The sequence below is a fragment of the Lentibacillus saliphilus genome (genome assembly GCF_019093865.1).
GTDB lineage: Bacteria > Bacillota > Bacilli > Bacillales > Amphibacillaceae > Lentibacillus_B > Lentibacillus_B saliphilus.
The window spans coordinates 25,706-37,589 of the sequence record NZ_JABJXD010000015.1 but is presented as its reverse complement, the minus strand read 5'-3'; the positions used below and the strand labels follow the sequence as shown (position 1 = coordinate 37,589).

The window sequence follows — 11,884 nt, the reverse complement described above, 5'->3', positions numbered from 1 at the left end:
CAAACTAAATCAAGACGGAAGTGATCCATCGTGTTCACTTCCGTCTCATTTTATGTGAACAGGCACGCCAAACGCATAAATAAAAATTGCGCGCATATATCCTAATCCCCACGCATATATCAAAAAACTGACGCATATCTCTAATTTCCACCGCATATATCATAAAAGTGGCGCATATACCAAAAGCCAACCGCATAAGCGCTGATCCAACCACAAACTAAATCAAGAAGGAAGTGATCCATCGTGTCCACTTCCTTCTCATCTTATGTGAACAGGCACGCCAAACGCATAAATTAAAATTGCGTCGTATATATCCTGATCCCTACGCATATATCAAAAAACTGACGCATATCTCTAATTTCCGCCGCATATATCATAAAAGTGGCGCATAGACCAAAAGCCAACCGCATAAGCGCTGATCCAACCACAAACTCAATCAAGAAGGAAGTGATCCATCGTGTCCACTTCCTTCTCATCTTATGTGAACAGGCACGCCAAACGCATAAATTAAAATTGCGCCGTATATATCCTGATCCCCACGCATATATCAAAAAACTGACGCATATCTCCAATTTCCACCGCTTATATCATAAAAGTGGCGCATATATCAAAAACCGGCCGCATAAGCGCACGCCCAGCCGCATATCCTCCACGCCACACCACACCACGCCCCCACGCCACACCACACCAAGCCGCCAAGCCCTCCACCAGCCACTATGTATACAATAAAAATGAGTGCAGACACTAACAATGGAGGTGTGATCATGAGTGATAAACAAGATATTTGGCAAAAGAAGCGGGCTCAAACCAGTGTGAATCCACAAGGTTTGAGTGAGGATGAGAAGGATCATCAGCCGAAGTCACAGCTTGAGCAGCGTGCGAAAAAGAAGAATACGAAATTATAATGATATGGCCCGAAGAGAATCGGATGGAGGACAAGACACCTCCATCCGTTTTTTTTATCACAGATTAAACTGGTCTGTAAAACTCCCACTGATTGGGTTTCACTTTATAAGATCAGGTGCACGATCATTAAACAAAACATCGTCATGGCAAGGTAAAGGTGAAGCATGCGTTTTTTACCGGATGGCCAGTAAAGCCGCAGCCAGCCAAACGTCGCTACACCAAGCAGAAGACTCCCCGTTATAAACCCTACTAAAAACTTAGGATGCGCCCAGTAAAAGCCATACCGATCAATGACAAGCCATGCGTGAAGCCAAACGACGACCACTGCTGACGTGCCAATCCAGCGGTGAAACGGCAGGACTTTTTTCGATAATTGAGCAAAACGAATTTTGACTTCTCGACTTTTGTTCTCCCGTATTGTCGTGAACACCGCATGCCTTGTCCAGTTAAATAGAATGAGTGCGACGCCTAAGCCACCAACGGCATGGCGCAGGCCCAAATCGTTGACTGTAAACAGTGCCCATACACTAACGAGTATTGCTATTCCGTTAATCATAAACCATCTATTCATGTGTCATACCCCTGTTCACTCTATAAAAAATGCACTAGAAAGAGTATATCACAACGCTTCTATTAATTTTACAAAACCTTTACACTGAATCAATCGTTCCTTTACATCCACTTGTTATACTTGGCAGTGAAAGAGGAGATCTTTCAAAAACATTCAATTTGGGGAGGACAATTAATGATGTCGATGAAAAAGGTTTTCATGCTTCTAATGATTGCTGGATTGGCAATTATGATGGTGGCTTGTAGTGATGATGCAGGTGCGGAAGAAAAAGATGGAGACAATAATTCCGCTAATTCTGAGGAACAATCGGACAACAATGCCAATGATAGCAACGAAGGAAACGCGGACGAAGCAGCAGAGCTTGAAGGCAGTGTCGTCATTGACGGTTCTGGAACGGTTTACCCGTTAATGGCTCGTCTTGCTGAGGAGTATATGTTGACTGCACAAGAAAATGTTTCTGTTGAAGTGAGTCGTGCAGGAACAAGTGCTGGATTCAAAAAATTCCTAGTTGAAGACGGTACAGATTTCAATGATGCGTCCCGTCAAATAAAGGATGAGGAAGCAGCACAAGCTGAAGAACTTGGCATCGACGTTAAGGAATTGAAAGTCGCACTTGACGGTTTGACGTTCGTTATAAACCCTGAAAACGACTGGGCAACGGAAATGACAGAAGAAGAATTGATTAACATTTTCCTTGCTGATGGCGACATTACAAACTGGAGTGACATTAACCCAGACTGGCCGAATGAAAAAATTAACACGTATGGACCAAACGAAAACCACGGAACGTATGAGTTTTTCTATAAAGAAGTATTAGATGAACAAGATCTCGTTAGTGATGTGAATTTACAACAAGAATATTCAACATTAGTTAAGCTCGTATCTGAAGACAAAAATGGAATTGCATTCTTCGGATTCGGTTATTACGTCAGCAACACTGATAAATTACAAGCTGTTCATGTTGACTTTGGCGATGGTCCTATAGAACCGTCACTTGACACAATTGCTGAAGATGGTGACTATGCAGGCTTTACACGTCCAGTGTTCACATACTTGAATGTGGATAACGCTAAAGAAAAGCCACAAGTATTAGACTATGCACTTTATGTTATGAACAATATGAATGAATTTGCCGGAGAAACAGGCTTTGCACCAATTCCTCAAGCTGAAATTGATGAGAACGTCACGTTTCTTGAAGGTCTTAAATAAGCATTCAGATTAAATGATATAAAGCACTGGCATGGTGGAACAATGAATCAACCATGCCAGTGTGAATTTTAAATATTGGAGGAGATGTGCCAGATGCCACATCCTAAACTTTCCACTTCTCATAAATCCTCAGTCAGTATTCGCGATATGATCGAGGCAAAAAAATCAAGTAGACAGCTCGGGGCCAAGCTTGAGAAAGGGATTCCCGTCATTTTATTGTTAATTGCCTTGGTATCCATTTTAACTACGGTCGGCATTGTATTGACGTTGTTTACGGAAATGATCGAGTTCTTCCGCCGTGTACCAATTATGGACTTTTTTACTGGAACAGTACTAAAACCATTAAGTCAAACACCTGAATTCGGTGTATTGCCACTTATTACAGGAACAGTTCTTTCGTCAGCAGTTGCGATGGCTGTTGCGGCACCGGTTGGATTGATGACAGCCATTTATTTAAGTGAGTATGCGTCTGAACGTGCACGTAAAATATTTAAACCGATGCTTGAAGTGTTAGCTGGTATTCCAACAATCGTATATGGTTTCTTTGCATTCACCTTTGTCACGCCGTTATTAAGAGAAATTATTCCGGGATTAGAAGCAACGAATATTCTTAGTCCAGGGATTGTAATGGGGATTATGATTATCCCAATGATTGCCTCTTTATCAGAGGATGCGATGCGGTCTGTTCCAAATTCAATGAGAGCAGGAGCATTGGCACTCGGTTCAACAAAGCTTGAAGTAACAGGTCGTGTCGTCATTCCAGCTGCTTTTTCAGGTATTGTTGCATCATTTGTACTAGGTATTTCACGTGCCATTGGAGAGACGATGATTGTGACCATTGCGAGTGGTAGCTCTAAAAATTTCACATTTGATCTGACACAATCGATGCAGACAATGACGGCTTATATTGTCGAGGTTACTGGAGGCGATGCGGCAGCTGGCTCTACGATATATTACAGTCTTTATGCCGTTGCCATGACTCTATTTGTATTTACATTATTGATGAACGTGCTTGCTCGATATGTATCACGTCGCTTCAGGGAGGAATATTAAATGCAGTTAGTTGATCATCAAAAAGTGAATAAGCGTATGTCCTTCCGAATTATTGTCAATCGCATATCAAGTATTATATTTTTCCTTTCAACAATGCTTGGCTTAGTCGTTTTAGGCATTTTATTATACCGTGTATTTTCCCAAGGGTTTGAGTGGATTAATATGGACTTTATAACAGGAAAATTGTCAACACAGCCTGAACGTGCAGGCATTATGGGTGCAATCCTCGGTACGTTATGGCTGATGGCGGTCGTTGCCCCAGTGACCATGTTTTTCGGAGTAGGCACAGCGATTTATCTTGAATTATACGCAAAGAAAAATCGCTTTAATGGTTGGCTAGAAACGAACATTGCGAACCTAGCTGGGGTACCATCAATTGTATATGGCATTTTAGGGATGACCATTTTTGTGAGAGCACTTGATTTTGGCAATATTGTTCTTGCTGGTGGTTTTACGATGTCACTTTTGATTTTGCCAATCGTTATTGTTTCCAGTCAAGAAGCGATCCGAGCGGTACCAAAGCATTTAAGTGAAGCGTCCTATGGCATGGGCGCAACAAAATGGCAAACTGTAAGACGAATTGTGCTCCCAACAGCGTTGCCAGGTATTATGACCGGGGCAATATTATCATTATCACGGGCAATTGGTGAGACAGCACCACTCGTTGTGATTGGGATTCCTGCCTTGCTCATTCCGTTTCCAGGTGGCATTTTTGATAAGTTTACGGTTTTACCGATGCAAATCTATTATTGGACACTGGATTCGTCGCTCGTTGATGAATATGCCAACCTTGCAGCAGCCACGATTGTTACGCTATTAGTCATGTTGCTCATCATGAATGCGACGGCGATTTTAATTCGAAGCAAATTCCAAAAACAATACGATAATTAAGGGAGAGTGGTTTTAAATGAGTATCGTGTCGATTAATGATCATGCACGTGCAACACGTCCAACGATTGTAAAGGATGCTGCTGTTGACGTTGCTGTTAGAGATGTTGTTTATGATACAAAAGAATTGAATCTATGGTATGGAGATGTTCATGCGCTAAAGAACATTAACTTAGCGATACACGAAAAAGAAGTGACAGCCATTATCGGTCCGTCAGGCTGTGGTAAATCAACGTATTTAAAAACGTTAAATCGGATGGTTGAGCTTGTCCCAATTGTACGTAAAACAGGATCCATCACTTATAATGGACGTAATATTTTTGATAAAGTATTTCGAGTAGAAGATTTGCGTACACGTGTCGGAATGGTGTTTCAGAAGCCTAATCCATTTCCTAAATCTATTTATGAAAACATTGCATACGGTCCTAAAATCCACGGCATCCGTGATAAAAAAGTTCTAGATGAAATTGTTGAGCAAAGCTTGCGAGGCGCCTATATTTGGGACGAAGTGAAGGATCGCTTAAAAGACAATGCTTATAGCTTATCTGGCGGTCAACAGCAACGTCTTTGTATTGCACGTTGTTTAGCAATTGAGCCTGATGTTATCTTAATGGATGAACCAACATCGGCACTTGATCCAAAATCAACAGCAAAAGTAGAGGAGCTCATTCAAAAGCTCAAACAAGACTATGCCATCGTTATTGTGACACACAATATGCAGCAAGCCGCACGTATATCTGATCGGACCGCGTTTTTCTTAAACGGAGAAGTTGTTGAATATGATAAAACGGCCACGATATTCTCGAAACCGGCTGACCAGCGTACAGAAGATTATATTTCTGGTCGTTTTGGTTAAAAAAGCACGTCGTCCTGTTTTTATGGTAAATATGAGGCATACTTTTGTAGTTGAATCAACCGAAAATATATGTTTTCACAGGATTGTTGACAAAATATGACATGGACGTTAACCCTTGGTTACCCATGTTATATTTTGTCATGTTTTATTTTATGATAGGAGTAGGAAAGAATCACTTTTGTGTTTGATAAGGGGGACTTCGGTATGGAACGAAAAAATATGTTATGGGGAATTGGGCTTCTGCTACTTGTGTTCGTTGTGTCTGCTTGTTCAGCTGATACACAAGGGCAAAATGCAGACAATAATGGTACTGATGACAATGATGCAGGCAATGGTCTTGCCTATAATCCACCGTCATTAGATGAACTAGATCCGGATGATCCGATGACCGAGTATATTCAATATGGTGAGAAGGTCTTTAATGAAACGAATACAGTCATGCCAGATTATGTCGGTAATGAGCTCTCCTGCCAAAGCTGTCATGCTGACGGTGGTCTTTCACAATCGTCTTCAATGGTCGGTGTGGTGACACAGTTTCCCCAATACCGTCCGCGTGAAGGGGTAGCCTTTACGATAGAAGATCGCATTAACGGGTGTATGGTTCGAAGCATGAACGGCAAGAAGATGGCTGAAGATAGTAAGGAAATGCGGGCGATGGTTGCCTATTTAACAAAGATATCCGAGGGTATTGAAGTTGGTGAAGAGATACCTTGGCGCATGAAAAACACGATGAAGGAGATTCCTGAGCCAAGTGTTGAACGTGGAGAAGAACTGTATACAAAGAAAAATTGTATGACCTGTCATGCGACAGATGGTTCTGGAACAGGTGCCAATAGTGGACCAGCGCTTTGGGGAGACAATTCCTTTAATGATGGCGCTGGTATGAGCCGAATGAGTAAAATGTCTGGGTATATTAAAAACAATATGCCAATTGGACAAGCTGGGGAATTGTCAGATCAAGAAGCGGCAGACTTAGCAGCGTTTCTTTTGTCACATGAACGTCCTGAATGGTCTGGACATGACACGGATTGGCCGAATGGTGGCCGTCCGACAGATATCATTGATAAAGAGCGGCGCCAACAAATTCGAGAAGGCAGCTTTGATTGGACAGAAATTGACAATGTCGTACCGGCAAAATAAAATATACGCTGATGAATGAGCTTACAATGGAAAATAATTATGTAATCAAAATACCCCCGAACGATCACTTCTGGCGTTCGGGGGTTGATTCCTTTTAATCAAATTAATAACTGTACGCTTTCAAACGTATTCAGCTAAAAAAGCCATGCATCGTATACAGTTTTATTCACGAATTGGTCGTGGTTCTCTTTGATTGGCAAATGATTCATCTGGTTTAAATAGAAGTGAAAGACAGACGAGACCACTGATACCGACAAGCGCATAGATTAAGCGCGCAAATACGGCAGTCTGTTCACCACCGAAAATGGCTGCGACAAGATCAAACTGAAAAAATCCAACAAGTCCCCAGTTAATGGCTCCGATAATTACGAGCGCCAGTGCTAAACGTTGAATGCCATTCATAATATCCCTCCTTATCGTCAGACTTGAGCTTAGTATTTCCGTTTGGTACAGTAATATACGATTTAACACGTAAGCAGACAACTGGCATATCAACTGTCAGCTCAATCAATATTAGACATGATTATGAGAGTAAAGAAAGGATGGATTGAATGAAAATAGGGTATGCATGCATAAATCTCAGCTTGGACAAGAAGTTTCGTACATGTCGCGTGTCCACTGTTGAAAAAGAAGGCATAGATAAGATCAAAGCATTAACCATTGAAAATTTAAAGCTCACAAAAGAGATTATTGAATGGAATATTAAGCATGACATTCTCTTTTATCGTATAACGAGTGGAATTGTTGTACTTGCGACCCACCCTGTCAATACGTGGGATTGGAAAAATGATCCCGATGTCCGTGCGATTTGTTCTGATATTAAAGCGTTAAAAGAACAATTCGATTTACGGTTGTCCGTACATCCTGGACAGTATAGTGTCTTAAATTCACCAAGACCTGATGTTGTTGAACGCACGGTTGAAGATTTGGTTTACCATGCTGATTTGTTAGAGCTTGTAGGCGGTACAGATATGATTCTCCATGTTGGTGGTATGTATGGAGATAAAAAGACTGCAATCAAACGGCTGATCAAGCATGCGAAGGCATTACCGGACTATGTATTAAACAAGCTGAGATTTGAAAACGATGATAAAATTTTTAATTTAGAGGATGCGCTTTATGTTGCGCAACAATTAGGGGTTCCAGCTTGCTTTGATATCCATCATCATTTTTGTAACCGTGCTGAACGACCGCTAGAAGAATTACTTGAAGGGGTTTGGGCAACTTGGTCTGATGTAGGGATACCAAAAGTCCATATTAGTTCTGGGAAGACTTCAGAGACGGACCGCCGCCATCATGATTATATTTTTCCAAAAGATTTTGCCAGACTTCTTGAGTATTTACAGGAAAAAGACGTCGACGTTATGGTTGAAGCAAAACAAAAAAATTTAGCTGTTCTTGAATTATATAATGCGTTTCTTAAAAAAAGTGATGTTTAACTAAACCCGTAGTAAATATAAATAAAAATATTTGCAAAATTAATCCCCCTTGCTTATATTGAACACTAAGAACGTGATTCAAAATGAGAAGGAGGGTTTTTTTATGGGACACCGTGACATGCTTATTACATTAACGGCTCATAAACGGGATGTGAACAATGTTACAATTGCTTTTACAATGGGATTGAAAGCACTTGAGAAGGGACATCAACCAGAAATAATCCTGCTTTCTGATGGCGTACACATTGCAGAAAAAGGTTATGCAGATCACATAAACATAGGACCACCATTCAAGCCAATTGCCGAATTACTACCAGGCTATTTAGAGAAAGGTGGGAAACTGTCCGTCTGCTTGGCATGCATGCAGCATAATGACATTAAAGAAACTGATATTGTTGACGGGGCTGATATCATCACAGCAGATTATGTCGTCGACGCTATCATGACGACTGAAAAAACACTTCAACTGAATTAATATAACAGTGCGGCGCGCAGCTTGAAAAGACGCGCCGCACAATTGTATCACCAACCGTATAAATCCGAAACGACGCTCATATATTCATTTTCCAACGCATAAATCCGTAACCACGCTCATATATTCATTTTCCAACGCATAAATCCGAAACGACGCTCATATATTCATTTTTCAACGCATAAATCCGAAGCCACGCTCATAAATTCATTTTCCAACGCATAAATCCGTAACCACGCTCATATATTCATTTTCCAACGCATAAAGTCCCGAAACCGCCGTATAACGACTACCGACCCACCCAAGCCATAGCCCCACCCACCCACCCAACCACATAAACATTCTAGCAAGCATTCTGTTCACATTATGCGAAAACGAGGCACGCCTCCTATAAGCACTTTCTGAATATTGAATGTCTCATAATTGCGTGTAATAACTTGTATATGGGAGCATTTTTCTAAATTTTCATTGCTAGACCGTTTATATAAAAACATATGACGGTATATCCCGACTATAGCCTGTTAATGCGATTTTGAAAATAACATAAAAAATGTAAAAATATAACTATGCTTAATTTTACTGGTGTTTATCAATGCTGTCGATCCTTCCGGAAAATGTTGACCACGAGACGAGCGTTTGAACATCAGTGGGCTCCTCTTCAAGCATCTCTCAATACTTTTCAGGTTAATGACGATACTAAAGCGTTCTGCGCGACATGGAGGTGTCACGTATATACATGATTGCTTGATTTTAATTCGGAATATTCGTTATATAAAGTGATTTAATCATGACTAACATACAAACGTTGGAGGGGGATATAAACATGAAAAAGAAATTCATGATGATTGTTATAGGCATGCTTTTCGTAGGATTGCTTACAGCATGTGGTGATGAAGACGACAATAACGGTCCAACCGGTGATGCGACTGTTGATACGATTGAAGATGGTTACTTTACATTTGGATCAAGCGGTTTGTACAAGCCGTTTAACTATGAAGATCTTGACGGTAATTTAACTGGATTTGAGGTCGAACTAGGAGAAGCACTTGCTGAAGAAATGGGCTTAAAGCCGAAGCCTGTTGCAACTCAAGATTTTGGCGCATTGATTGAAGAAGTAAAAAGTGACAGGTTAGATGCCATCATGGGAAGTATGACGATCACAGAGGATCGTGCAAAGTCAATCGATTTTTCTGATCCATATTACCGATCAGGTGGTGTGATCTACGTTCATAACGACACGAGCGATATCGAATCACCTGAAGATCTTGAGGGACATAATGTAGGAGTCGTTGCCTCTAGTACGTATGAAGAAATGGTTATGGAATATATCTCTGAAGATAACTTAAAAACATATCAAAGTGATAATGTTGCGCTTCAAGACTTGTCTGCGGGTACAGATAGATTGGATGCGGTTGTAACCGACCGATTTGTTGGCATGATGCAGATCGAGGAAAATGATCTTGATATTCGTCCGGTAGGAGAGCGTGTTTTCGATGAAGAGATCGGTGCAGGTGTCAAAAAAGGGAACACAGAGCTACTTGATGAAATTAACCGTGCCCTTCAAGCCCTGATTGATAATGGCACATATGAAGAAATCAGTAAAAAGTGGTTTGATGAAAGCATTCTTGAGTAAAAACATGCTCAGTCACGTGCGGGGCCTCAGTCCTGCACGTGAACCATTTTAAACGATAAACCAATGTGAAGCATCATGTCTGCTTCATCAATGAAGACATAAGAGACGAGACAATCAAGGAGGACAACCAAATGGGTTTTTGGGAGCTATTTATTGAAACGATTCCCGGCTATAAAGATGCCATCATTAATACGATCAATATTACATTGCTCGGCTTATTAATTGGTTTAGGTATCGGACTGTTTTTTGCATTTCTAAAAGTGTCAAAGCTAAAGGTATTAAACATCATTGCAGATATGTATATTTATCTTGTACGAGGTACGCCGCTTATCGTACAAATATTTATTTTATACTTTGGTCTCGTTCAGTTTGTTGACCTTGGAAGACTGTTATCTGGCGGTATTGCCCTCGGAATTCATAACGGTGCTTATATTGCGGAAATTTTCCGTGGGTCCATCCAGTCAATTGACCGTGGACAAACTGAAGCAGCTCGAAGCCTCGGTATGACATCCACCATGTCTATGCGTCGTATCGTTTTACCTCAAGCATTAAGACGCGCCATACCACCACTTGGAAACCAATTTATCATTGCTTTAAAGGATTCTTCGCTTGTTGCATTTATCGGATTTCAAGATTTATTTAACCGCGCCCAACGCATTCAATCATCAACAGGAATGGCGATGGAATCTTACATTATTGTCGGTATTTATTATTTAATACTCGTCTTGATATTAACATTTATTGTGAATCGAATTGAACGTGCCTTGTCTAAAAGCGAAAGAGGGGTAGACCATGAGTAAACAACAGCCAGCTATTGAAGTTAAATCATTAAATAAATACTTTGGAAAGCTCCATGTTTTAAAAGATATTGATATGACGATAAACGAAAATGAAGTTGTCGTTTTAATCGGGGCTAGTGGTTCAGGGAAAAGTACGTTATTGCGCTGTCTTAATTTCCTTGAAATGAAAAATGGCGGGGAAATTATCATTGAAGGAGAAAATATTGATCCGAAAAAAGATAATTTGAATACGGTCAGACAGCGGATTGGCATGGTGTTTCAGCATTTTAACCTATTTCCACATAAAACAGTCATTGGCAACGTCATAGAAGCACTCATTCACGTTAAAAAAATGAACAAAGAAGAAGCTGTTACAATTGGCATGGAATATTTGGAAAAAGTTGGCTTAGCTGAAAAGGCTAAAGTGTATCCACGGACATTATCTGGTGGACAAAAACAACGTGTAGCCATTGCGCGCGCACTCGCGATGGAGCCGGATATGATGTTGTTTGATGAACCGACGTCAGGACTTGATCCTGAGCTTGTAGGAGAAGTACTTGAAGTTATGAAAAACCTCGCCAAAGAAGGCATGACGATGGTCGTTGTAACACATGAGATGGGATTTGCCCGAGAAGTTGCTGATCGTGTCGTCTACATGGACCAAGGTGTTATTATAGAAGAAGGGGCCCCAGACGTCATTTTTGAACAAGCTGCTGAAGAACGGACACAAGAATTTTTGAGTCGTGTGTTATAAATGAATTTCTAGATTTTAATAATTTGAAGCCACTTTTACGGTGGCTTTTTTTCAAACTCTATAATAATAATTTAAATATTTTGTACTCTAAGCAGGACTAAAGAAGGTGTGTGTCTAATATAGTTAATAGAGAGTCATAGTTATTATTTTTGTAAAATTCTTAAATTATAAAGGGGGAAATCGT

The 11,884-nt window shown here is 40.6% G+C and carries 13 protein-coding genes; 11 read left to right on the top strand and 2 right to left on the bottom strand.

The genetic code is table 11. The annotated features are described in order from the left end of the window. Positions 1–764: 764 nt before the first annotated feature. Positions 765–905, top strand: coding sequence for a small, acid-soluble spore protein L (sspL, locus tag HPC67_RS15150; RefSeq protein WP_217589665.1), 141 nt, complete (start codon positions 765–767; stop codon positions 903–905). A 104-nt stretch (positions 906–1,009) separates the two neighbouring features. Here sspL and HPC67_RS15145 read toward each other — a convergent pair whose 3' ends face one another. Beyond that, positions 1,010–1,477, bottom strand: a complete 468-nt coding sequence (locus tag HPC67_RS15145; RefSeq protein WP_217589663.1) for a hypothetical protein — start codon at positions 1,475–1,477, stop codon at positions 1,010–1,012. Between the two features lie 177 nt (positions 1,478–1,654). Between HPC67_RS15145 and HPC67_RS15140 the strand changes: the two genes are divergently transcribed. The 5 genes from HPC67_RS15140 to HPC67_RS15120 all read left to right on the top strand — a co-directional run bounded on the left by HPC67_RS15140 (position 1,655) and on the right by HPC67_RS15120 (position 6,623). Then, positions 1,655–2,686, top strand: a complete 1,032-nt coding sequence (locus HPC67_RS15140; RefSeq protein ID WP_217589673.1) for a PstS family phosphate ABC transporter substrate-binding protein — start codon at positions 1,655–1,657, stop codon at positions 2,684–2,686. Between the two features lie 93 nt (positions 2,687–2,779). Further along, positions 2,780–3,739 carry a phosphate ABC transporter permease subunit PstC gene (pstC, locus tag HPC67_RS15135; protein WP_217589661.1) on the top strand — a complete coding sequence of 320 codons (960 nt, stop codon included), beginning with the start codon at positions 2,780–2,782 and terminating at the stop codon, positions 3,737–3,739. Then, complete coding sequence (pstA, locus tag HPC67_RS15130) at positions 3,740–4,630, top strand: phosphate ABC transporter permease PstA (protein ID WP_217589660.1); 891 nt, start codon at positions 3,740–3,742, stop codon at positions 4,628–4,630. 16 nt (positions 4,631–4,646) lie between these two features. Further along, positions 4,647–5,483, top strand: a complete 837-nt coding sequence (pstB, locus tag HPC67_RS15125) for a phosphate ABC transporter ATP-binding protein PstB (protein WP_217589658.1) — start codon at positions 4,647–4,649, stop codon at positions 5,481–5,483. A 204-nt stretch (positions 5,484–5,687) separates the two neighbouring features. Further along, the gene (locus HPC67_RS15120; RefSeq protein ID WP_217589656.1) at positions 5,688–6,623 is read left to right on the top strand and encodes a c-type cytochrome; all 936 of its coding nucleotides are present in this window, start codon (positions 5,688–5,690) and stop codon (positions 6,621–6,623) included. Between the two features lie 162 nt (positions 6,624–6,785). Here the strand turns inward: HPC67_RS15120 and HPC67_RS15115 are convergent, their stop codons facing one another. Then, on the bottom strand, positions 6,786–7,025 hold the full coding sequence (locus HPC67_RS15115; protein ID WP_217589654.1) for a DUF378 domain-containing protein: 240 nt from the start codon (positions 7,023–7,025) through the stop codon (positions 6,786–6,788). Positions 7,026–7,174: 149 nt separating this feature from the next. On the opposite strand from HPC67_RS15115, the gene uvsE reads away from it, so the two are divergent. The 5 genes from uvsE (at position 7,175) to HPC67_RS15090 (ending at position 11,700) form a co-directional block, all read left to right on the top strand. Further along, entirely contained in the window at positions 7,175–8,062 is an 888-nt protein-coding gene (gene uvsE, locus HPC67_RS15110; protein WP_217589651.1) for a UV DNA damage repair endonuclease UvsE, read from the top strand. Positions 8,063–8,165: 103 nt separating this feature from the next. Beyond that, on the top strand, positions 8,166–8,537 hold the full coding sequence (locus HPC67_RS15105; RefSeq protein WP_217589649.1) for a DsrE family protein: 372 nt from the start codon (positions 8,166–8,168) through the stop codon (positions 8,535–8,537). Between the two features lie 820 nt (positions 8,538–9,357). Then, positions 9,358–10,167, top strand: a complete 810-nt coding sequence (locus HPC67_RS15100; protein ID WP_246570189.1) for a transporter substrate-binding domain-containing protein — start codon at positions 9,358–9,360, stop codon at positions 10,165–10,167. A 131-nt stretch (positions 10,168–10,298) separates the two neighbouring features. After that, on the top strand, positions 10,299–10,967 hold the full coding sequence (locus HPC67_RS15095) for an amino acid ABC transporter permease (protein WP_217589647.1): 669 nt from the start codon (positions 10,299–10,301) through the stop codon (positions 10,965–10,967). After that, the gene (locus HPC67_RS15090; protein WP_217589645.1) at positions 10,960–11,700 is read left to right on the top strand and encodes an amino acid ABC transporter ATP-binding protein; all 741 of its coding nucleotides are present in this window, start codon (positions 10,960–10,962) and stop codon (positions 11,698–11,700) included. Before HPC67_RS15095 ends, HPC67_RS15090 begins: the two co-directional genes overlap by 8 nt. Positions 11,701–11,884: the final 184 nt, after the last annotated feature.

Excerpts from the sequence above, each read along its gene's own strand:
- sspL (WP_217589665.1), top strand. The coding sequence starts at position 765 with ATGAGTGATAAACAAGATATTTGGCAAAAGAAGCGGGCTCAAACCAGT.
- HPC67_RS15145 (WP_217589663.1), bottom strand. The coding sequence starts at position 1,477 with ATGAATAGATGGTTTATGATTAACGGAATAGCAATACTCGTTAGTGTA.
- HPC67_RS15140 (WP_217589673.1), top strand. The coding sequence starts at position 1,655 with ATGTCGATGAAAAAGGTTTTCATGCTTCTAATGATTGCTGGATTGGCA.
- pstC (WP_217589661.1), top strand. The coding sequence starts at position 2,780 with ATGCCACATCCTAAACTTTCCACTTCTCATAAATCCTCAGTCAGTATT.
- pstA (WP_217589660.1), top strand. The coding sequence starts at position 3,740 with ATGCAGTTAGTTGATCATCAAAAAGTGAATAAGCGTATGTCCTTCCGA.
- pstB (WP_217589658.1), top strand. The coding sequence starts at position 4,647 with ATGAGTATCGTGTCGATTAATGATCATGCACGTGCAACACGTCCAACG.
- HPC67_RS15120 (WP_217589656.1), top strand. The coding sequence starts at position 5,688 with ATGGAACGAAAAAATATGTTATGGGGAATTGGGCTTCTGCTACTTGTG.
- HPC67_RS15115 (WP_217589654.1), bottom strand. The coding sequence starts at position 7,025 with ATGAATGGCATTCAACGTTTAGCACTGGCGCTCGTAATTATCGGAGCC.
- uvsE (WP_217589651.1), top strand. The coding sequence starts at position 7,175 with ATGAAAATAGGGTATGCATGCATAAATCTCAGCTTGGACAAGAAGTTT.
- HPC67_RS15105 (WP_217589649.1), top strand. The coding sequence starts at position 8,166 with ATGGGACACCGTGACATGCTTATTACATTAACGGCTCATAAACGGGAT.
- HPC67_RS15100 (WP_246570189.1), top strand. The coding sequence starts at position 9,358 with ATGAAAAAGAAATTCATGATGATTGTTATAGGCATGCTTTTCGTAGGA.
- HPC67_RS15095 (WP_217589647.1), top strand. The coding sequence starts at position 10,299 with ATGGGTTTTTGGGAGCTATTTATTGAAACGATTCCCGGCTATAAAGAT.
- HPC67_RS15090 (WP_217589645.1), top strand. The coding sequence starts at position 10,960 with ATGAGTAAACAACAGCCAGCTATTGAAGTTAAATCATTAAATAAATAC.